This window comes from Novosphingobium aureum, assembly GCF_015865035.1.
Taxonomy (GTDB): Bacteria; Pseudomonadota; Alphaproteobacteria; order Sphingomonadales; family Sphingomonadaceae; genus Novosphingobium; species Novosphingobium aureum.
Window position 1 is genome coordinate 1 of the sequence record NZ_JADZGI010000002.1, and the last position, 20,881, is coordinate 20,881.

The 20,881-nt window shown below is 65.8% G+C and carries 22 protein-coding genes, 1 rRNA gene and 1 other annotated feature; of the genes, 11 read left to right on the forward strand and 12 right to left on the reverse strand.

From position 1 onward, the window contains the following. Nucleotides 1–99, reverse strand: a 16S ribosomal RNA gene (locus tag I5E68_RS13235); the annotation flags it as partial. Between the two features lie 644 nt (nucleotides 100–743). Here I5E68_RS13235 and I5E68_RS13240 point away from each other — a divergent pair. The 6 genes from I5E68_RS13240 (at nucleotide 744) to I5E68_RS13265 (ending at nucleotide 9,072) form a co-directional block, all read left to right on the forward strand. Continuing rightward, a complete protein-coding gene (locus I5E68_RS13240; RefSeq protein WP_197164869.1) occupies nucleotides 744–1,763 on the forward strand; it encodes a glycosyltransferase family 2 protein in 1,020 nt (339 codons plus the stop codon). A gap of 71 nt (nucleotides 1,764–1,834) precedes the next feature. Further along, nucleotides 1,835–3,298, forward strand: coding sequence for an oligosaccharide flippase family protein (locus I5E68_RS13245; protein WP_323982173.1), 1,464 nt, complete (start codon nucleotides 1,835–1,837; stop codon nucleotides 3,296–3,298). Between the two features lie 207 nt (nucleotides 3,299–3,505). Next, on the forward strand, nucleotides 3,506–4,441 hold the full coding sequence (locus I5E68_RS13250) for a retropepsin-like aspartic protease (RefSeq protein ID WP_197164873.1): 936 nt from the start codon (nucleotides 3,506–3,508) through the stop codon (nucleotides 4,439–4,441). 64 nt (nucleotides 4,442–4,505) lie between these two features. Further along, nucleotides 4,506–6,326 carry an ABCB family ABC transporter ATP-binding protein/permease gene (locus I5E68_RS13255; RefSeq protein WP_197164875.1) on the forward strand — a complete coding sequence of 607 codons (1,821 nt, stop codon included), beginning with the start codon at nucleotides 4,506–4,508 and terminating at the stop codon, nucleotides 6,324–6,326. An 87-nt stretch (nucleotides 6,327–6,413) separates the two neighbouring features. After that, nucleotides 6,414–6,469, forward strand: a sequence feature (sul1 is cis-regulatory element that is thought to sense ions involved in sulfur or methionine metabolism; They are found in Alphaproteobacteria). Nucleotides 6,470–6,572: 103 nt separating this feature from the next. Then, a complete protein-coding gene (locus tag I5E68_RS13260; protein WP_197164877.1) occupies nucleotides 6,573–8,063 on the forward strand; it encodes a SulP family inorganic anion transporter in 1,491 nt (496 codons plus the stop codon). A gap of 73 nt (nucleotides 8,064–8,136) precedes the next feature. Continuing rightward, nucleotides 8,137–9,072: an MBL fold metallo-hydrolase gene (locus tag I5E68_RS13265; RefSeq protein ID WP_197164879.1), complete on the forward strand. Its 936-nt coding sequence runs from the start codon at nucleotides 8,137–8,139 to the stop codon at nucleotides 9,070–9,072. Between the two features lie 14 nt (nucleotides 9,073–9,086). Here the strand turns inward: I5E68_RS13265 and I5E68_RS13270 are convergent, their stop codons facing one another. The 6 genes from I5E68_RS13270 to I5E68_RS13295 form a co-directional block, all read right to left on the reverse strand. Beyond that, on the reverse strand, nucleotides 9,087–9,290 hold the full coding sequence (locus I5E68_RS13270) for a DUF1737 domain-containing protein (RefSeq protein ID WP_197164881.1): 204 nt from the start codon (nucleotides 9,288–9,290) through the stop codon (nucleotides 9,087–9,089). 24 nt (nucleotides 9,291–9,314) lie between these two features. Beyond that, on the reverse strand, nucleotides 9,315–10,022 hold the full coding sequence (locus tag I5E68_RS13275) for a phytanoyl-CoA dioxygenase family protein (RefSeq protein WP_197164883.1): 708 nt from the start codon (nucleotides 10,020–10,022) through the stop codon (nucleotides 9,315–9,317). A gap of 23 nt (nucleotides 10,023–10,045) precedes the next feature. Further along, nucleotides 10,046–10,447: a GFA family protein gene (locus tag I5E68_RS13280; protein ID WP_197165628.1), complete on the reverse strand. Its 402-nt coding sequence runs from the start codon at nucleotides 10,445–10,447 to the stop codon at nucleotides 10,046–10,048. Between the two features lie 119 nt (nucleotides 10,448–10,566). Further along, nucleotides 10,567–11,868, reverse strand: coding sequence for an ATP-dependent protease ATPase subunit HslU (hslU, locus tag I5E68_RS13285; protein WP_197164885.1), 1,302 nt, complete (start codon nucleotides 11,866–11,868; stop codon nucleotides 10,567–10,569). 14 nt (nucleotides 11,869–11,882) lie between these two features. Further along, a complete protein-coding gene (hslV, locus tag I5E68_RS13290) occupies nucleotides 11,883–12,455 on the reverse strand; it encodes an ATP-dependent protease subunit HslV (protein ID WP_228727187.1) in 573 nt (190 codons plus the stop codon). Nucleotides 12,456–12,623: 168 nt separating this feature from the next. After that, nucleotides 12,624–13,112, reverse strand: a complete 489-nt coding sequence (locus I5E68_RS13295) for an outer membrane protein assembly factor BamE (RefSeq protein WP_197164887.1) — start codon at nucleotides 13,110–13,112, stop codon at nucleotides 12,624–12,626. Between the two features lie 219 nt (nucleotides 13,113–13,331). On the opposite strand from I5E68_RS13295, the gene I5E68_RS13300 reads away from it, so the two are divergent. Beyond that, nucleotides 13,332–13,865, forward strand: coding sequence for a ubiquinol-cytochrome C chaperone family protein (locus I5E68_RS13300; RefSeq protein ID WP_197164889.1), 534 nt, complete (start codon nucleotides 13,332–13,334; stop codon nucleotides 13,863–13,865). Further along, a complete protein-coding gene (locus I5E68_RS13305) occupies nucleotides 13,862–14,395 on the forward strand; it encodes a YceD family protein (protein WP_197164891.1) in 534 nt (177 codons plus the stop codon). The genes I5E68_RS13300 and I5E68_RS13305 overlap by 4 nt, the downstream gene beginning before the upstream one ends. A 102-nt stretch (nucleotides 14,396–14,497) precedes the next feature. Here the strand turns inward: I5E68_RS13305 and ssb are convergent, their stop codons facing one another. The 5 genes from ssb to I5E68_RS13330 form a co-directional block, all read right to left on the reverse strand. Continuing rightward, a complete protein-coding gene (ssb, locus tag I5E68_RS13310) occupies nucleotides 14,498–15,070 on the reverse strand; it encodes a single-stranded DNA-binding protein (RefSeq protein ID WP_197164893.1) in 573 nt (190 codons plus the stop codon). Between the two features lie 115 nt (nucleotides 15,071–15,185). Next, a complete protein-coding gene (gene feoB, locus I5E68_RS13315; protein WP_197164895.1) occupies nucleotides 15,186–17,027 on the reverse strand; it encodes a ferrous iron transporter B in 1,842 nt (613 codons plus the stop codon). Further along, nucleotides 17,024–17,296, reverse strand: coding sequence for a FeoA family protein (locus I5E68_RS13320; RefSeq protein ID WP_197164897.1), 273 nt, complete (start codon nucleotides 17,294–17,296; stop codon nucleotides 17,024–17,026). Before I5E68_RS13320 ends, feoB begins: the two co-directional genes overlap by 4 nt. A gap of 184 nt (nucleotides 17,297–17,480) precedes the next feature. Further along, nucleotides 17,481–18,161, reverse strand: a complete 681-nt coding sequence (locus I5E68_RS13325) for a COQ9 family protein (protein ID WP_370463760.1) — start codon at nucleotides 18,159–18,161, stop codon at nucleotides 17,481–17,483. 19 nt (nucleotides 18,162–18,180) lie between these two features. Beyond that, the gene (locus tag I5E68_RS13330) at nucleotides 18,181–18,825 is read right to left on the reverse strand and encodes an ankyrin repeat domain-containing protein (RefSeq protein ID WP_323982175.1); all 645 of its coding nucleotides are present in this window, start codon (nucleotides 18,823–18,825) and stop codon (nucleotides 18,181–18,183) included. A 95-nt stretch (nucleotides 18,826–18,920) separates the two neighbouring features. On the opposite strand from I5E68_RS13330, the gene I5E68_RS13335 reads away from it, so the two are divergent. Genes I5E68_RS13335 through I5E68_RS13345 form a run of 3 tightly spaced genes read left to right on the forward strand, consistent with a single transcriptional unit; the run spans nucleotide 18,921 to nucleotide 20,845 of the window. Then, complete coding sequence (locus I5E68_RS13335; RefSeq protein ID WP_228727188.1) at nucleotides 18,921–19,559, forward strand: SCO family protein; 639 nt, start codon at nucleotides 18,921–18,923, stop codon at nucleotides 19,557–19,559. Nucleotides 19,560–19,575: 16 nt separating this feature from the next. Beyond that, on the forward strand, nucleotides 19,576–20,115 hold the full coding sequence (locus tag I5E68_RS13340) for a YcgN family cysteine cluster protein (RefSeq protein WP_197164902.1): 540 nt from the start codon (nucleotides 19,576–19,578) through the stop codon (nucleotides 20,113–20,115). A 4-nt stretch (nucleotides 20,116–20,119) separates the two neighbouring features. Next, nucleotides 20,120–20,845, forward strand: coding sequence for a M48 family metallopeptidase (locus tag I5E68_RS13345; protein WP_197164904.1), 726 nt, complete (start codon nucleotides 20,120–20,122; stop codon nucleotides 20,843–20,845). Nucleotides 20,846–20,881 lie beyond the last annotated feature (36 nt).

The following is a 20,881-nucleotide window of genomic DNA, read 5'->3' on the forward strand; positions in this document are numbered from 1 at the left end:
CGCACCCGTGCGCCACTAAGCCCGAAGGCTTCGTTCGACTTGCATGTGTTAGGCATGCCGCCAGCGTTCGTTCTGAGCCAGGATCAAACTCTCAAGTTTGGGTCCAATCTCACAACAGGACGAACCAAAGTCCGCCACCTGACGTAAAATTAATTCAGGGGTCAATTACCCTGCACATATCTAAACGTATGGTTACGTAAGGACATGTATCAGGTAACGACTAATAACTGCCACCCCGGGCCCTGAAGCCCCGGGAGCAGGCGCCGTCGCCCACATGTCCCTTCATCAAATACCGACAATGTCAAAGACCACCAAAACATCAGCCTCCGAGACGGAAACTGGCGGACAACCATCGTCCCCCGTTCCTTGCGACCCGGGGGACCAGCTGTCCGTCTATCTTGGCGACCGCCCCGGTTTTCCGTGTGTTTCGGAGTGTTCCGCTGCGGTGAGAGGCCCTCTAAGGGACCATTCCGATTCGGTCAAACCCTTTTTTTCAAAAAAGTGTCAGACGCTCTCGGAGGCGGCTGCTGACCTTCGAGGACAGAGATGGGGAGCCCTTCCCTCATTTCAAGACCGAGCCCCGCGCAGGCCTCGATGCAGCATCGCGCGGGCGTGGCATCCGGATCAAACGCGCCAGCGGAATCTCTAAGCTCCTACCTATTGTTTACCCGACTGGCATAAGAGCCGCTATGAGACTGCAGGCGAGAAACATCTCTCCGCAGCGCAAGGAACAGGGGTCGCGCATGCCGTCACCGGCGGTCAGTGTCATCATGAGCGTCTACAACGGCGCACGCTTTCTCGATCTCGCGATCGACAGCGTGCTGGCGCAGGACTTCACCGAGTTCGAATTCATCGTCCTCGACGATGGGTCGAGCGACGCCTCCCCCGCCATCATCCGCGAGCGTGCTGCGCGTGATGCGCGCATCGTGCCGATCCTGCGCGAGAACCGCGGGCTCATCGTCAGCCTTAACGAAATGATCGAGAAGGCCCGCGCGCCGATCATCGCGCGCATGGATGCCGACGACATCTGCCAGCCCACCCGCTTCTCAGAGCAGGTCGCATTCCTCGAGGCCCACCCCGACTATGGCGTGGTGGGCACCTGGAGCGAAGACATCGGCGAACACGGCGAGAAGCTGCATCGTACCGGCCCCGACCATCCGGTCACGCACGAGGAGTTGCTCTCCTTCATCCCGATCAACGGTCCGCTGATCTGTCATCCGGCAGCGATGTACCGGCGCGAGGTCGTGCGCAGCGTGGGCAGCTATCACGCAGCTTTTCGCCATTGCGAGGATCTCGATCTTTGGCTTCGCCTTGCCGGCGTCACGAAACTGGGAAACATTCCGAGGCGGCTGCTGCGCTATCGTCGTTACGGCGAACAGGTCTCCTCGCGCCATGCCACCGAGCAGCAGTACGGCGCCGCCGTCGCGCACCTGGCCTGGCGCGAGCGCGCTGCAGGCCGCCCGGACCCGACGCAAACGCTGGAAAGCCTTCCTCCGGTCGAGGCTCTCGACGAGCTGTTCGCCCGTGAGGGCGTATCGCGTGAGGTCCGCAGCCAGGTTGCGCACAAGCTTCTCTACTCGCGCCATGCGCTGGGCGATGGCGGCTTCGCACTGATCCTCGAACACGTACGCGACGGCGGTGACCATGCTGGCCTGTGGCGCACGGTCGTTCGCTTGCTGCGCTACCGCCACCCGGTGCGCGCAACCAAGCTTGCCGCAGCGCTTTGCGCGCATCGTCCTGTCCACGCCGGAGCCGCGGCTTGAACGCATCCACGCCTTCGGCCCCGCCTACCGACGCATCCCCGGCCGCTGACAGCGGGCGCGGGTCAGCGAGCGTGAAGTCTGCGGCCCTGTGGGCCGCGGCGAGCCAATACGCGCAGTTCGCGCTCCAGTTCGTGACCTCGGTGCTGATCTCGCGCTTCTTCCTGCGCCCCGAAGAGATCGGCCTGTTCTCGGTCGCTCTTGCCGCAGCGATGATCCTCTCGATCATCCAGGACTTCGGCCTAACCCGATATCTCGGACGCCATGCCAGCGCCGACGAGGACACCGTGCGCCACTGCACCACGATCGGGGTGCTGTTTTCCTTCGCATTGGCTGGACTGATCTTCGCCCTCGCCCGCCCGGTCGCCGACTTCTACGCGCAGCCGCGCCTGTTCGCGATCCTGTCGCTCATCGCGGTATCGTATCTGTTCAATCCCTGGTCGATCGTGCCTCTGGCGCTGCTGTCGCGACGCCTCGACTTTCGCGCGACCTTCGCGGTCAACGGCGTTGGCGCTGTGGTCAACAGCGGCTGCGCACTCGAGCTTGCTGCATCGGGCTTCTCCGCCGAATCGCTGGCCTGGGCGATGATCGCGCAGGCCGTGACTCGTGCCGTGGTCGCGCAGGCACTGCGCCCGACCGCTCCCACCATGCGCATTCGGATCGAGCGTGCGCGCGAGATCGTCGGTTTCGGCTCGGGCAGCGCCCTGCTCTACCTCTCGGGCGGGATCGGCATGCGCACGCCCGACCTCATCGTCGGACGTCTGCAGGGGATGAGCGCGACCGGCCTCTACAGCCGCGGCGTCGCCCTCGCCGCGCAGCTGCACTATCTCGTCGCGGGTGCGGTGAGCGCGATCTACTATCCGACCTTTGCCCGCCTCAACGACGAGGGCAAGGCGCTTGGCCCCTACTACGAGCGCGTCGTCGCAGCGCACGGTGCGATCGTGTGGCCGGCGATGGCACTGCTTGCCGTGCTCAGCGAGCCGGTGATCCTGCTGCTCTACGGTCCGGTCTGGGCAGGCGCTGCGCCGCTGCTCGCGCTGGTCGCAATGTCCGAGTGCTTCTTCGTCGCGCTGCCATTGCACATGGACCTGCCGATCCTGCTCGGCAGGCTGAAGCGGCTGTTCTGGCTCAATCTGGTCGATACCGCGCTTTCGGTCGGCACGCTGATCGCCGGCGCTGCCATCAGCCTCGAGGCGGCAGCCGGCTCCCGGCTGGTCTACGGGGCGTGCTGGCTTTGCCTCTATGCGGTCTGGATGCAGCGGCTCGTAGGCTTTCGCTGGAGCGGGATCTTGCGCACCTATCTTTCGAGCGCCCTCACCGCGCTGATCACGATCCTGCCTGCACTGGCCGCGATCCACCTCTGGCGCAGCCCGCAAACACTCGGCCTCGTGCCATTCGCGCTCACCGCATTGGCGAGTGGCCTCGCCTGGCTGGCAGGGATCTGGGTGAGTCGCCATCCGGCACGCGCGGACCTTGTTGGCATGACAGGCCATGTGCTCATGCCGGTGAGGAGCCGCCTCTTCTCCCGCACTGCCTAGGTCCGGGCGGCCCAAGCGACTGAGGCAAAAGGCCTAGTCGGTCCGGGCCCGCCCGCCGCAGACAAGCGGAGCTCCCCTGCCGCATTTGCTGGAGGCAGACGGCGGCCTGTGCTAGATCGAACACAGCGGGAACACGCAGCGAGGCCACTGGCCATCGTCGGCGGCAGAGCGCGAAACAATCGCGCCGTCCCCGCGGGAGAGGACGAAATGATAACAACCACGACCATGGCCGCCATGGGCGCGGCGATGATGGCTGCCGCCGTCGTCACCGGCATCCCCGTCGCGCAGCCCCAGAACCAGGACGATGCCGAACTCAGCGAAACGCTGAAGACCGGACAGGACGCAGACCTGCGCATGACCCTGCCCGTCGGCATCGACGGACAAGGCCCCTTCGACTTCCTGCTCGATACCGGATCGCAGAGCACGGTAGTCTCTACCAGCCTTGCCAGCAGCCTCGCCCTGCCCCCCGGCCCGACGGTGCGCATCATCGGCATGGCCGGAGTAAGCCAGGCAGGCACCGCGCGGATCGGGACGATCGACATCGGTCGGCGTACGGTGGAATCGCTGGTCGTGCCGCTGCTCGATCAGGAGGACATCGGCGCGCCGGGCATTCTGGGGACCGACAGCCTCAAGGACCAGCGGGTGCTGTTCGACTTCACCCGCAACACGATCACCGTCGGCAATGCCCGCGAACTCGGCGGGAACGACGGCTTCGAGATCGTCGTGCGCGCCCGTCAGCGCGCCGGCCGCCTGATCATGACCAACGGACACCTCGACGGGGTCCGGGTGCGTGTGGTGGTCGACACCGGTTCGACCACGACGATCGGCAACCGCGCACTACAGCGCGCGCTGCGGCACAAGGAGACGGATGCGATAACCCTGCTCAGCGCGACCGGCCACGAACTCGCCGGGGATGCCCGCGTCGCTGGGAGGCTGACGATCGACAACCTCATCGTCAACGGGACCTTCATCGCCTACGCCGATTCCCCCGCGTTCGAGGAACTCGACCTCGTCGACAAGCCCGCGATCTTCCTTGGCATGCGCGAATTGCGCGGCCTCAAGCGGCTGGCGATCGATTTCTCGCAGGATCGCGTGCTGTTCGACGTGCCCGTAATGAAGCCCGGCGCAATGCTACTGCACTAGCGAGCGGCATCCGCACCAGCCGACTTGACGTTGCGTTGCGGCGAAGCGGGCCTACATAGCGGCTATGCCACCCGACAATGCCGTTCGCTCACCCGGAGCCAGCCACGATGGCTGGCGCACGCTCGCCCGCTTCCTGCCCTACCTGTGGCCGCAGGACAATCGGGCCCTGCGCGGCCGGATCGTGGTCGCCTGCCTGCTGATCCTCGCCTCGACCGGCGCCCAGCTGCTGCTGCCCTATCTGCTGCGCTGGGCAGTCGACGCGATGGGCGCGAGCGGGCCCAAGCTGCTCCGGCTCGCGATGTGGACGGTGCTCGGCTACGCAGCGGGGCGTTTCGCGCAGACGCTCTTCGACAACTTGCGCAACATCGTCTTCGAGCGGGTCGGGCAGGATGCAACGCGTTCGCTGGCCGAAGGCGTCTTTGCCCAGCTTCACCGGCTCTCGCTGCGCTTCCACCTCTCGCGCCGTACCGGCGAGATCACCAAGACCATCGAGCGCGGCACCAAGAGCATCGACACGATGCTCTACTTCATGCTGTTCAACATCGCGCCCACGGTGCTGCAGCTGATCATCGTCGCGGTGATCTTCTACGTTAATTTCGGGATCGGCCTGGTCGCGGCGACCGCGCTGGCGGTGACGGCCTACATCTGGGTGACGCGCACGATCACCGAGTGGCGCACCAAGCTGCGCGAGAAAATGAACCGGCTCGACGGACAGGCGCTCGGCCGCGCGGTGGATTCGCTGCTCAACTACGAAACCGTGAAGTACTTCGGCGCAGAGGCGCGCGAGGAAGCGCGCTACGCCTCGGCCACGCGCGAATATGCAGCGGCCGCGGTGAAGAGCGAGAATTCGCTCGGGCTGCTCAACATCGCGCAGGCGCTGGTCACCAACCTGCTCATGGCAGGTGCGCTGGGATGGACCGTCTGGGGCTGGTACCAAGGTCAGTACACCGCAGGGCAACTGGTCTTCGTCCAGACTTACCTGGCGCAGCTGTTCCGCCCGCTCGACATGCTCGGCATGGTCTATCGCACGATCCGCCAGGGCCTGATCGACATGGCCGAGATGTTCCGCCTGCTCGACACCTCGGTCGAGGTCCCCGACAGGCCGGGTGCCCCGGCCCTCGCCATCCGCCAGCCCTCGATCGTGTTCGACAACGTCGTCTTCGGATACGAACCCGACCGCATGATCCTGAAGGGCCTCAGCTTCGAGGTACCGGCGGGGCGCAACTACGCCATCGTCGGGCCCTCGGGCGCGGGCAAGTCGACCATCGCGCGCCTCCTGTTCCGCTTCTACGATCCGCAGGAGGGGCGCATCCTGATCGACGGCCAGGATATCCGCGAGGTCACGCAGGCCAGCTTGCGCGCCGCTATCGGCATCGTTCCGCAGGACTCGGTGCTGTTCAACGACACCATCGGCTACAACATCGCCTATGGCCGCGATGGCGCGGGCATCGACGAGGTCGAGGCAGCCGCACGCGGCGCGGCGCTCATGCCGCTGATCGACAGGCTGCCCCAGCGCCTCGAGACCGAGGTCGGCGAGCGCGGGCTCAAGCTCTCGGGCGGCGAGAAACAGCGCGTCGCGATCGCGCGCACGCTCGTCAAGAACCCGCCGATCCTGATGCTCGACGAGGCCACGAGCGCACTCGACACGCGCACCGAGCAGGACATTCTCGCCACCTTGCAGCGTGTCTCGCGCGACCGCACGACGCTCTCGATCGCGCACCGCCTCTCGACCATCGCCGAGGCCGACCGCATCCTCGTGCTCAACGAGGGCCGTCTCGCCGAAAGCGGAACGCACAGCCAGTTGCTGCGCGCAGAAGGCCTCTATGCCGAGATGTGGGCGCGCCAGGCGACCGAAGCCGCCAACATCGAGGAAGCCGCGGAGTAGAGACGCCCCCTCGCTCCGCGCCCGGCCGCCTCGTGGGCGCGCCGGGTTGCATTCGTGCGCGCGCTTGGGCAAGAGTCGGCGCACTCGCATGGACCCGGTGAAATTCCGGGTGGCTATCCCGGCCGCCGATCCGCCGGGCAACATCATCCATAACCGAACGTCGCACGGGAGCCGGGGGCCGTCAGCATCATGCAGGCGGAACGGGACCCGCGAGGGGGACGGTCGTGGGCATGATGCGGAATTTCAATGACTGACACGCTTGCTCGATACCGCCAGGACTGGCTTGGCAACATCCGCGCCGACGTACTCGCCGGTACGGTCGTCGCCCTTGCACTGATCCCCGAGGCGATCGGTTTCTCGATCATCGCCGGGGTCGATCCGGCCGTGGGCCTGTGGGCCTCGGTGGCGATCGCCATCGTCATCTCGTTCACCGGGGGACGCCCGGGCATGATCTCGGCCGCGACGGCCGCGGTTGCCGTGCTGATCGGCCCGCTCGTGCGCGACCATGGGGTCGAGTACCTCTTTGCCGCGACGATCCTCATGGGTGTGTTCCAGATCATCGCCGGACTGCTGCGGCTCAACCTGCTCATGCAGTTCGTCTCGCGTTCGGTGATCACCGGCTTCGTCAACGCGCTCGCGATCCTGATCTTCATGGCGCAGTTGCCGCAGCTGACCAACGTGACCTGGGAAACCTACGCGATGGTGCTCGCTGGCCTCGCGATCATCTACCTGTTCCCAAGGATCACCACCAAGGTGCCCTCGCCGCTGGTCTCGATCGTGGTGCTCTCGGTCGTCTCGATCGCGATGGGCCTGCCGGTAAACACGGTCTCGGACATGGGTGAGCTGCCCTTGGGCCTGCCTTCCTTCGCGCTGCCGCAGGTGCCCATCACACTCGAGACGCTGCAGATCATCGCTCCCTATTCGCTGGCGATGGCTGCGGTCGGCCTGCTCGAATCGCTGCTCACCGCGCAGATCGTCGACGACATGACCGGCACCGATTCCTACAAGCGCTATGAATGTCGCGGACAGGGCATCGCCAACATCGTCGCCGCACTGTTCGGTGGCATGGGCGGATGCGCGATGATCGGGCAGTCGGTGATCAACGTCACCTCGGGCGGGCGCGGGCGCCTGTCGACCTTCATCGCCGGCTTCTTCCTGTTCATCCTGCTCGCCGTGCTCGGTCCCTGGGTGGGCCGTGTGCCGATGCCCGCGCTGGTCGCGGTGATGATCATGGTCTCGATCGGCACCTTCTCGTGGAACTCGATCCCCAACCTGCGCCGCCATCCCTGGCAGAGCTCGCTGGTCATGGTCTCGACCGTCGTCGTCGTCGTCGCCACGCATGACCTGTCGAAGGGCGTGATCGTGGGCGTACTGCTCTCGGGCATCTTCTTCGCGCAGAAGGTCCAGCGCCTGTTCCGCGTCGAGCGTACCGTTTCCGAAGACGGCAAGCTCGCGACCTACACCGTCTCGGGCGAGATTTTCTTCGCCTCGGTCCATCGCTTCATCGAGCAGATGCAGGCCGAGCAGGAGACCGCGAGCGAGGTCGTGATCGACATGACCCATGCGCACCTATGGGACATTTCCTCGGTCGACGCGCTCGACAAGGTCGTGGGCAAGCTCGATCAGGGCGGCGCGAGCGTACGCGTGCGCGGGTACAACACCGCAAGCGCGGACATCGTCGACAAGTTCGCGCTGCACGACAAGACCGGCTTCGAGCTAGGAACCGTCCCGCACTGAGCCAGGCGTCAGGGGGAACCCGGGCCGGATACATACGTTTGCAATGGCAACGATGATCCCTCCGGAGTTCCCTTTGAAGCGCTTTCCCGGCCTGTCCGCTGCCCTCCTCGTCGCCGCTGCGCTAGCTCCTGCAGCGGCGCTCTTCGTTGCGGTGCCTGCAGATGCTCAGGAGACGAGCGAAACGCGTGCGATCGATCAGGTCTCGGGCAATCTCTACCGCTGGACTGCCGGAGCCTACCATTCTTACTTCCTCGTCCATGCAGACGGGATCGTCGTGGGTGACCCGCTATCGGCCAAGGCCGCACGCTGGCTCAAGGGCCAGCTTGCCAACCGTTTCCCGGACAAGCCGATCACCCACGTGATCTACAGCCACAATCATCCCGACCACGAATACGGGGGGCGCGAACTCGATGGTCCGGGTGTGACCTTCATCGCGCAAAAGCTGGCCAAAGAAGACCTCGTGCGCACGAAGGCCGATACGCGCATCCCCGATACGACCTTCGACAAGACAATGACGCTCGACCTAAAGGACGGGCAATCGATCGTCCTCACCTATCTCGGGACCAATAACGGGCGCGGTTCGATCACCGAGATGTTCCCGGCACAAAAGACACTCTTCGTGGTCGACTGGATCGTGTTGGGCCGCCTGCCCTACCAGAAACTGCAGGGCTACGATCTGCCGGGCATGATCGATTCGACCAGGGCAGTGCTGAAGATGGACTTCGACCGCTTCGTCGGCGGGCACGCAGATATGGGGAGCAAGGCCGAGGTCGAGCGCTATCTCGGCTATATAACCGCGCTCTACGAAGGCACGCGCGACGGGATCCTGGCTGGCAAATCCTTGGCGCAGATCCAGAAGGACCTGACGCTCTCGGACTATTCCGACCTCAAGATGTTCGCGCAGTGGCGCCAGCAGAACATCGAGGGCGCCTACAACCACATGGTCGATGACGACTACTACCTGATGCGCCCCGACGTGCCCAAGCCCGCCGGGTACAGCGCCGACTGAGCAGCCAGCGGGCTTCAGCGAATGACGTCGGCCTCGTGCCAGACCACCGCCTGCGCCGCCTTCATGCAGTTCTCCGCAGTATCCCACGAGAGACTGGGCGAACCGTAAAGCCGCCAGCCCTGCTCGAGCGCCTCGGATACCCGCTCGCAGAAGGCGCGGTCGTCGGCGCCGGTCAGAAGGCGGTAGATCGGGCGGTCCTCGGGGGTCTGGTAGGGCATGGCATCTCTCTCGTTTTGCTTGGCTCAGATGCCTAGCCATTCCAGCGCGGCTGGCAAGGGCGCTCCGGCATAATCCACTTGAAGAACCCGCCTTCGTCGCGGCGCTGCCTGTTCCTGCATGACGACAGGTCCCGAGGTGTGAACGATGGGCGTGCGATAGAGCCAGCCGTCACCCGGCCGGGCGAGGCAGGCGTGAACCTTGCCCTGTGCCACCACATCCTCGATCTCGCCGACAGGAACGCGGCCTGCGCGATGACTTCCACGCACGATCAGCAGCGGCGCATTCGACGCGTCGACCGCGTCGATGTGGAGGCGCAGAGTGAGCATCGCCTCGATCACCGGGAAAGGCGGCTCGACATGCTGCAGCCCCTGCTTGACCGACCACGGGCCAAACCCCGCCACATCCCGGCGCTCGCGCACGACGATCGTGCGATCCTGATGCCAGCCGAGCGACCAGTTCGCGTCCGCCTGTTTGTCGAACAGCACCGCACGAACCGGAACCATCGCCTGCCCGGCCATGCGCGCGACGAAGGCGCCCGGGCCATGCCCCGGACCGAGCAGTGCCGCGAGGCCCTCGAGGCCGTGTAGCCGGTGGCCTGCCCGACCGGCATCGCACCCTTCGAGCATCGCGAGCAATTGCGGCATGATCGATTGCGCAACGCCGGGGACATGGCAGGCACCGTCGCGCTCGAGGTCGAGCACCTCGCCTTTAGTGAGTGCTGGCTCCTGCATGGCGTGAGAAACGGCCGGGACCATCAGCCGCCCGGAAAGCGCTCGAATTCGGGCAACTCGGAGATCGTCCTCATCCAGCCGATGCGCTCGGCTGTCTGGACGTGCGCGCCCGGAGGCACCTGCTCGGGATCGTCGAGCGTCGCCACCTGAATATCGACGAGGCCGGGCAGGAAATCCTCGTTGACGAACCATAGCCCCGAGCCGCAGGTCGCGCAGAAATGGCGCATCGAACGGCCCGAACCGTTGTAGACCCTGGCCTCGCCCGCCGTAACCGCGAAATTGTCCGCCTCGTAGGCCGCCCATGCCACGGTTGGCGCGCCCGCCGACCTGCGACAGTCGCTGCAATGGCATAGTGCCGCGTGAACCGGCTCGCCCTCCACCTTGTAGCGCACCGCACCGCAGTGGCATCCACCCTCGAGAATCATCATCGTCCTCCTTGCTGCCTGCGTCAGACTACGCCGCCACTCAGAACATACAAGGAACAAAAAGAATGGGCGCCGGATCGCTCCGACGCCCCTTGCCTGTACCTTGCCCGAGGGCGCGATCAGAGGATGTACTTGGACAGGTCCGCGTTACCCGCGAGCCCCTCGAGCTTCTCGCGCACGTAGCCCTCGTCGATGGTGACAGTCTCGCCGACCCGGTCCTCGGCCTCGAAGCTGAGTTCCTCGAACAGCTTTTCCATCACCGTCTGCAAACGGCGGGCACCGATGTTCTCGACGCTTTCGTTGACCTTGGCGGCGATCATCGCGACCTCGCGTACCGCGCCCTCGCTCACTTCGACGGTGACCTGTTCGGTGCCGAGCAGTGCCTTGTACTGAGTCACGAGGTTGGCGCGCGTCTCGGCGAGGATGCGCACGAAGTCCTCCTCGGTGAGCGCCTTGAGCTCGACCCGGATCGGCAGGCGGCCCTGAAGTTCGGGCAGCATGTCGGAAGGCTTGGAGACGTGGAACGCACCCGAGGCGATGAACAGTACGTGGTCGGTCTTCATCGGCCCGTACTTGGTCGCGACAGTGGTGCCCTCGATCAGCGGCAGCAGGTCGCGCTGCACGCCCTCGCGGCTGACCGAGCCGCCGCGCACGTCCGAAACCGCGATCTTGTCGATCTCGTCGAGAAAGACGATGCCGTTGGTCTCGGCATTGGCGAGCGCGGTGCGCGCGACGTCGTCCTGGTCGAGGCGCTTTTCCGATTCCTCGTCGACCAGCTTGTCCCAGGCATCGGGCACCTTCATCTTGCGGCGCGTCAGCTTCTGGCCGCCGAAGGCCTTGCCCATAATGTCGGACAGGTTGATCATGCCGACGTTGCCGCCCATGCCCGGAATCTCCATCGGCGCATTGGGCGTGTCCTCGACCTCGATCTCGACCTCGGTGTCGTTCATCGCGTTCTGGGTGATGCGCTCGTGGAAGGCGGCGCGGGTCGCCTCGGAGGCGCCTTCGCCGACCAAGGCATTGAGCAGGCGATCCATCGCTGCCTTGCTGGCCGCCTCGCGCACGCTCTCGCGGCGGCGGTCCTTCTCCAGCCGGATCGCCTCCTCGACGAGGTCGCGGGCGATCTGCTCGACGTCGCGGCCGACGTAGCCGACCTCGGTAAACTTGGTCGCCTCGACCTTGACGAAGGGCGCATCGGCCAGCCTGGCGAGACGCCGGCTGATCTCGGTCTTGCCGCAGCCCGTCGGCCCGATCATCAGGATATTCTTGGGCGTCACCTCGTCGCGCAGGTCCTCGCCAAGACGCTGACGGCGCCAGCGGTTGCGCAGCGCGACCGCGACGGCCTTCTTCGCTTCGGACTGGCCGATGATGTGCTCGTCAAGCGCCTTGACGATGGCTTTGGGGGTCAGGTTGTCCTTCATGGGTTCCTGCAAGATCAGATGGTCTCGACCGTCACGCGGTCGTTGGTGAAGACGCAGATGTCGGCGGCGACGGCCATGGCCTTGCGCGCGATCTCTTCTGCATCTCCTTCGTAGGAGTCGATGGCACGTGCAGCGGCGAGCGCGTAGTTGCCGCCTGAGCCGATCGCGGTGATCTGGCTGTGCTCGCCGCCCTCGGGCTCGAGAACGTCGCCGTTGCCGGTAAGCACCAGCAGGCTGTCCTTGTCGGCAACGATCATCAAGGCTTCGAGATTGCGCAGGTACTTGTCGGTACGCCAGTCCTTGGCGAGCTCGACCGCGGCGCGCATGAGCTGGCCGCGGTGCTGTTCGAGCTTACGCTCGAGGCGCTCGAACAGGGTGAAGGCATCGGCGGTCGCGCCCGCGAAACCGGCGATGACAGAGCCGCCCTCACCGATGCGCCGGACCTTGCGGGCATTGGGCTTCATCACCGTGTTGCCCATGGACACCTGACCATCGCCGGCAATGACGGTCTTGTCCCCCTTCTTGACGCCGATGATCGTCGTCCCGTGCCACTGGATCAGGCCGTGGCTCGCCGCACTGTTATCCATGGGGGCGGATATATGCCGCAAGGGCCGAGGTTCAAGGCGCGGCGCCGACGCCGGACGACCATGATGGCACCCCCGACGGGAAATCCGGCCAATGTGCATGGCCACCAACGAAAAATGCGGAAGGTGAAACCTCCCGCATCCTCGATTTTCGCGATGTCGTTCGTGCGATCAGCTGCCGTTGGGTCCCGGACCGGTCGGGGCCTGGCCCATGCCACCTGCGCCCACGGCGCCGATGTTGCCGAACAGGTCCTCGAGCAGGCTGCGCTCGCGTCCCAGCGTCGGGGTTTTGTCTCCGTTCGGGCTGAGACGCGCGACCTGCTCCATGCCGCGACGATCGATCGAGGCGACGTTGCCGGCCTGATCGAACTGCACGCGCAGCACGGTCTGCTCGGAAGTGCGCGGCTTGCGGAACGGCGGGGTCTTCACCGTCTGCGAGATATAGTACCAGTCCTTGGCACCGAACTGGCTGGCGAAAGTCGGGCGCCCGAGCGTACGTTCGACCGACTGACGGTTGTCGATCCCGGGCTGCACCGAATCGACGAGCGTCTGGTCGACGATATAACCGCGATGGTCGCGGATCGAGGAGCAGCCGGAAGCCAGCGCACCGAGCGCCAGGACCAGCCCCGCCGAGATCACCTTGAAACCACCACTTCGCATCGCAACACTCCAAACATCGGGGACACCGGCCCCACTGGCCATTGCCAGCCGCGCCGAACCCCATATATCGGCGACTGGCCTTAAGCCCCCCGAAGCGCCCGTGCAATGGGCCTCGGCGCAATCGGCCCGATTAAGGCCCCGATTTGTGCCGCTCGGCCGGGCGGGGACCTGTTGGATGGCGGCAATTGAATTGCCGATGAACGAGAGAGGGTTTCGCACGTGTCCCTGATTTCCCGCCTATTCGGGCGCGGCACCGACAGCCGCGAGGCGGTGCGCCCCTTGTGGCACCGCACCGTCGAGATATCCCGCGAAAAGGCGTGGTATGCGCAGTGCGGCATCGCCGACGACGTGCCGGGCCGCTTCGACGCGATCACGCTCGTCCTCGCCCTCGTCATCCTGCGACTCGAGCGCAACGCCGACAAGTCGCACATCGGCGCGACCGCCCGTCTGACCGAGCTGTTCGTGGAAGACATGGACGGACAGCTGCGCGAATCCGGTGTCGGCGATCTCGTCGTCGGCAAGCGCATGGGCAAGCTGGTCAGCTCGCTCGGCGGGCGCATCGGCGCCTTGCGCGAGGCGCTGGACACCGATGACGACGCTGCGCTCGATGCCGCACTGGCGCGCAACGTCACCATGGCCGAGACTGCTGGCGGCGACGAGGCCGCAAACCTGCGCGCGAGCGTGCGCGCCCTGCACGCGCAGTTCGCAGCGCTCGGCGACGAAGACATTCTTTCCGCGAGGATCCCGCGATGACCACCCCACCCGACAATTCAACTTCCGAATTCTCGCGCAGCATCGACGTGCGCCAGGTCGAGGGCTCGCACCCTCACCTCGAAGCGAGCGCGGCCGAGCGCGAGGCCCTGGCACGCCGCTTCGGCCTCGTGCGCATCGACGCCCTGACCGCGGATCTCGAACTCTCGCGCAAAGAGCGCACCGTCTTCGCGCGCGGCACGATGCAGGCCAGCTGGGTGCAGACCTGCGCCATCTCTGCCGAGGAACTGGCTGTCAAGGCGGACGAGGAAATCGACCTGCGCTTCGTGCCCGAGGCGCAAAATCACACACCCGACGAGGAGATCGAGCTCGAAGCCGACGATCTCGACGAGATTGAATACACCGGCACGCATGTCGATCTCGGCGAGGCGGTGGCGCAGACGCTCGGCCTTGCCATCGACCCCTATCTCACCGGCCCCAACGCCGAAGCCGCGCGCCGCGAGGCGGGCCTGTCGAAGCCGGAAGATCTGGGCCCCTTCGCAGCGCTCAAGAAGCTCAAGCCGGACAGCTGACCCGGCAAGGACAACCGCCACGAAAAAGGGCGCGACCGTGATATCCGGCCGCGCCCTTTTCGTTACCGCTGGTCCCGAAGGTCCCCGATCGGAACGTACCGATCAGAACGGGATGTCGTCGTCGAGGTCATCGCCGAAACCGCCGCCCGAGGACGAACCGCCCGAAGAACCGCCGCTGCGGCCCCACTCGTTACCGCCCGAGGACGAACCGCCACCGCCGCGGCCCCAATCGTCGCCACCCGTAGAACCACCGGCCGAGGAACCGCCGCCGCGACCCCAGTCGCCGCCGCCCGAGCCGCCGCCACGCTGGCCGCCACCGCCCGGTGCACCGTCGAGCATGGTCAGCACGCCGCCCATGCCGCCGACCGAGATTTCGGTGGTGTAGCGGTCGTTACCGTTCTGGTCCTGCCACTTGCGGGTGCGCAGCTGGCCTTCGATGTAGACCTTCGAGCCCTTGCGCAGGAAGCGCTCGGCGACGCCGACGAGGCCGTCGGACTGCAGCACGACCGAGTGCCACTCGGTGCGCTCCTTGCGCTCACCGGTCTGGCGGTCCTTCCAGCTTTCCGAAGTCGCGATACGCAGGTTGGCGATGCGCCCGCCATTGCTGAAGCTCTTCACCTCGGGATCGGCACCGAGGTTGCCGATGAGAATGACCTTGTTGACGCTGCCTGCCATGGTGAATCGCTTTCCTTATCGAATTCCGGCCAAGGGGGTAGCGAATGCCGCCCGGGGGTGCGAGTCCGCCACCCCCGGTTTTCGACAACCCGGACCAGTGCAGGTGGCCGAACTTCTACAGCCCCGCCGCGACCGCAACCCAATAGGTCGCCCCGGCTGCGAGGTAAGCGAGACCGAAGAGGTAGGCCAGCATGAACGCGGGCCACTTCCAGCCGTTGGTCTCGCGCCGCGTCACCGCGATGGTCGACATGCACTGCGGTGCAAAGACGAACCAGGCGAGGAAGGCCAGCGCCATTGGCAGCGTCCAGCGCGACTGGAGCTGGTCGCCCAGTTCGGCGGCTTCCTCCTCCTCGTCGCTGGCATCGACGGCATAGGTCGTCGCCAGAGAGGAGACCGCGACTTCGCGCGCGGCCATCGCCGGGATCAGCGCTAGCGCCATGTCGCGGTTGAAGCCGATCGGCTCGACCACCACTGCAAGGCCATTGGCGACCTTGCCCGCGATCGAGGCATCGACCTGGCTCTCACCGGGATTGGCGCGCGGGAAGCTGAGCATGAGCCACAGGACGACGGTGACGGTGAAGATGATCGTGCCCGCCCGGCGCAGGAAGATCCAGGCACGCTGCCACAGACCGATGGCAAGGTCTGAAAGGCGCGGCAGCTGGTACTTGGGTAGCTCCATGATGAAACCCGAAGCCGCACCCTTGGTCACCGAGCGGCGCAGGATCAGGGCGACCAACATCGCACCGAGCACGCCCGCAACATAAAGTGCGAAGAGCACGAGCCCTTGCAGGCCCACGCCAAGGCCGACCGAGCGGTTGGGGATGAAGGCCGCGATGATCACCGCATAGACCGGCAGGCGCGCCGAACAGGTCATCATCGGCGCGATCAGGATAGTGGTCAGCCGGTCCTTGGGATCCGAGATCGAGCGGGTCGCCATGATCCCGGGAATGGCGCAGGCAAAGCTCGAGAGCAGCGGAATGAAGCTGCGGCCCGAAAGCCCGACATGCGCCATCAGCCGGTCCATCAGGAAGGCCGCGCGGGCCATGTAGCCCGAGGCCTCCATCGCCAGGATGAAGGCGAAGAGGATGACGATCTGCGGCAGGAACACGACGACCGAGCCGACACCAGCGATGATGCCTTCGGTGATCAGGTCGCGCACCAGCCCTGCGGGCATGAGCGCGGTCACGCTGTCGTGGAGGAAGCCGACACCGGCCTCGAGGCCATCGGCGAAGGGCGTTGCCCAGGCGAAGACAGCCTGAAAAATGACGAAGAGAATCGCGAAGAGCACGAGTGGCCCGGCCCATGGGTTGAGCAGAACCTTGTCGAGGCTGGCGTGCAGGCGACGCTGGCGCGATTCCGACAGGATCGCGGCATTCGCCATGGCGTGCGCGGCGACGCGGCGTTCGGTCTGCCCGATGTCGGTGAGACCGGGACCTGCCTCGCGCTGTCCTGCCGAGGCAATCGCCTCGCCCAGTTCGGCGAGGCCGCGGCGGCGCACCGCGACGGTCGGGATGACAGGAACACCAAGCTCCTCGGCCAGCACTCCCGGATCGAGGACCAGACCGTCGCGTTCGGCAAGGTCGATCATATTGAGCGCCACCACCGTCGGCTTGCCGAGCGCCAGCAGTTCCTGTGCGAAGACGAGGTGTTGCTCGAGGTTCGAGGCATCGAGGACCACGACGAGCACGTCAGGCTCGGCCTCGCCCGCAAACTGGCCACGCACGACCTTGGAAGTGACTTCCTCGTCCGGGCTGGTGGCGTCGAGGCCATAGGCACCCGGAAGGTCGGTCATCTCGATCGGCTCGCCCGTCGGCAGCGTGAAGCGGCCCGACTTGCGCTCGACGGTGACGCCGGGATAGTTCGCGATCTTCTGGCGAGCACCGGTGAGCGCATTGAACAGCGCGGACTTGCCGGCATTGGGGTTGCCGACGAGGGCGATCTTGCGCTGCCTGCTCATGCCGATGCTCCATGGAGGAACTCATCGGCCTCGATCAGGTCTACCGAAATGGCGGCGGCATGGGCGCGGCGCACCGCCACGGTCATGCGGCCGATGCTCAGCGCGATGGGATCGCGCCCGCCGAAGACGCCGCGATGGGCGATTGAAACCTGTGCGCCTTCCTCGAGACCGAGCGCACGCAGCCGGCGTGCTTCCTCGGACACGAGGCTGGCCCAGTCGACGTCGACGATGCGTGCCTTGCGGCCGATGGGTAGCTGATCAAGGGTCATAGACTGCGCGCTGCCAGATTAGCCGAATATTTGCAACTGCTTCGCAATAACCTGCATTAACGAAACATTTCCGCAATGTCCTTGGCCGCGATCAAATCGCCTTGGCAAAACCGGCAGGTCCGATCCGCGCAGATCGTCAATGCCGGTATCGACTGACGCCTGAAGACGGCCTCGGGTCGTCCCCTCAGCGTGACGGATAGCGCAGGCGACCGAGCAGGCGCGTGACGCTGAAACGCTGGTCGGGTTGACGCGTGAACCGCGCCTTGGCCTTTTCGAAGCGCATCACCCCTTCGATCCGGCGATCGAGGAAGGCCCGGGTTTCGGCCTTTTCCGGATCGGTGTCACGGGCGAAGACCTGCAGCGTAGCCGCATAAAGCGCAGCGAGAGTCGCTCGCTTGGTATAGTGGTTGTAATCGGCAGCCCTGTCGCCCGCCACTCGCCACATGAGATCAGCGCTGCGCCAGCCCAGCTTGCCCGCCGCGACCACGTTGCCCGGCATCGCCATGATCGCGATCGCCCGTGTCAGCGCCTCCTCGCGCCCGGCTGCGGCATCGAGCCGGGCCATGACCAGCCGACGAATGCGCTCGCGGATCGAGACCCCCTCGAGCGATTCGGGCGGCACCGCGCGCAGCATGACCTCGTCGACATGGGCGATCCAGGCCGTGACCATCGCCATCTGGCCCTCGCGGAATGCGAAGGCGGCGAGTTCCGGATCGACACCGGCCAGTTCCGCAGCCTGTTGCACAGCCTCGCGCGTCCAGCCGTCGAAGGCCGCGGCATCGGCGATCAGGGGCGCGAGATTGCGGCGCAGCTCGTCGAGCGTGGCCGGCTGCGCAGAAGTGTCGGCGAGGTCGTTCATCGTCATTTTCCCTTGCCTTGCCGACTCAGAACGTCGGTCCGTAGACCGGCTTGGAATCCTTGCCCACGCCTTCCTGGGTATGGGTCTCGATGGTCTTGACCATCTGGCTGTTCGCCCCATCCAGCAGCGCATAGTCACGCGCGCTGCGGCCCGAATTGTCGGTACGGTCAGGGTCTGCGCCAGCCTGCAGCAGCGCCTTGACCAGTTCGGTGTCGTGGCGATGCACCGCGAAGATCAGCGGGGTCTCGCCCGCATCGTTGGAATCATTGGTGCGTGCATGGTTCTCGAGCAGGTATTCCGCCCCGTCGCGCCAGCCAAGGTTGACCGCGGCCTGCAGCGGAGTGGTGCCGTGATCGTCGGCGATGTTCACGTTGGCCCCCTTCTGGACGAGAAAGCGCAGCCAGGTCAGATCGCGGCGGGCGACGATGATGTGCAGCGCAGTCTCGCCGCTGGTCACATCGCGCGAGTTCACGATCAGCGGGCTCTCCATGATCGCCTGCTCGACTTCGGCACCTTCCTTTTTCTTCACCGATTCGAGGAACTTGTAGCCCTCGGAAAAGCCCGTCTGCGCCGAAGCCGAGACCGCCATGGCGGCCAGGCCGAGCGCAAGCGTTCCCTTCAGGACAAGGCGGCCGATGGCTGTCCCGTTGCGGATCGCTGATTTCGACACGTGAACATTCCTTCCAGATTTGCAGTGTTTTCCGGCACGGTCCCGCCAGCCGCACCTTGCAAGCGCAGGCCTAGCAGAGCATGAACCGCTTCGCCATGACATACCTTGCAAACCGTACCCTTAGCGTGCGCCGCGCGCGACGCCAGCCGCTTCGCACGCTCCTGCTCGCGCTCGGCCTCACTGCCGCGCTCGGCCTCGGCGCCTGCCAGCAGCAGCCTTCGGACGCCCCTCCGCTCGAGGGCGCGGCGCTCGGCGGCCCGTTCACGCTGGTCGACAAGAACGGCAAAACCGTGACCTGGGACAGCTTCAAGGGACACTGGCGCGCGGTCTACTTCGGCTACACCTTCTGCCCCGATGCCTGTCCCCTCGACGTGCAGGAGCTGATGCGTGGCTTCGCCCTGTTCAAGAAGGAGCATCCCGAAGCGGCAGCCAAGGTCCAGCCGATCTTCATCTCGATCGATCCGGCGCGCGACACCCCCGAGGTCGTCGACCAGTGGACCGGCGCCTTCGGGCCCGACCTCATGGGCCTGACCGGCACGCCGGAACAGGTCAAGCAGGCCGCCGATGCCTTCGCCGTCTACTTCAAGCGCGGCGAGGAGACCGAAGGCGGATATCTCATGGACCACTCGCGCATCGTCTATCTCATGGATCCCGACGGCAAGCCGATCGCGATGCTCCCGGTCGACAAGGGCAAGGAAGCGGTCGCCGCCGAACTCGCCCGCTGGGTAAAGTGAAGCGAAGGCCGATCCCGTGAGCGGCAATAGCCCCCCACCCTCCACCGGCGCCCGCCGCTTCTGGGAGCGCCCGCTCGACACGCTCGACAAGGACGAGTGGGAAGCGCTGTGCGATGGTTGCGGCCAGTGCTGCCTGCACAAGGTCGAGGATGCGGACACCGGCGAAGTCTACCACACCAACGTCGCATGCAAGCTGCTCGACACCCGCACCGCGCGCTGCTGCGACTACCCGCACCGCAAGAAGTCCGTGCCCGACTGCCTGACACTCACCAGGAAGTCGGTGCATTCGCTGCACTGGCTACCCGAGACATGCGCCTATCGCCTGCGCGCCGAGGACCAGCCCCTGCCCGAATGGCACTATCTCGTGAGTGGCGACCGCGAGGCTGTGCATCGCGCCGGGATCTCGGTTGCAGGCAAGGTGGTGAGCGAGGTCGATGCCGGTCCGCTCGAACAGCACATCGTGTGGCCGCACGGCGAGGAGCAGGCCTTCGAGATCGAAGACGGGCACGAGCCCTGGGACGTGATTGCACCCGACGAGCTGGACGAGGACGACTGAGGCGATGCTTGACTGGCTGCGCCGTGATCCCCGTGCCGAGCCCGAGATCGAGCTATGCGGGCGCGCCGTGCCGATCTCGATCCGCCGGCTCGATCGCGCCCGGCGCCTGACCATGCGGCTTGCTCCCGACGGCAGCGCGGTGCGCATCTCGATGCCGCGCTGGGGACGCACCGAGGAAGCGCTCGCCTTTGCCGAGGCCCGCCGCGACTGGCTCGAAAAGCAGCTCGCGCGCATCCCGGAGCAGAGCGCTACAGGCGACGGCACGCCGCTTCACTTTCGCGGTGACCCGCTCGTCTTGCGCCACGATCCCGCGGCACCGCGCCGCCCGCTCGTCGACGATGGCCAGCTGATCGTGGGCGGCCCGCTTGGCTCGCTGCAGGCGCGGGCCATGCGCTGGCTACAGAACGAGGCGCGCGCACTCCTCGAGGTCGACCTCGCCCATTATTGCACCCGAGCAGCATTACCGGTTTCGCCGCTTGCGCTCTCGAGTGCGCAGCGGCGCTGGGGTTCGTGCGCGGCCGACGGGGCCATTCGGATCAACTGGCGACTGGTCATGGCCCCCGACGCGGTGCGCCGCTCGGTGGTCGCGCACGAGGTCGCGCACCTCATCCACTTCGACCACTCGCCCGCCTTCCACCATTGCCTCGGGCAGCTCTTCGAGGGCTCGATCCACGAGGCAAACCGTTGGCTCAAAGGCAACGGGCGCAGTCTCTACGTGCCGTTCGGCTAGCGTTCAGCGCCAATAGGCTCTACATAGCGCCCCATG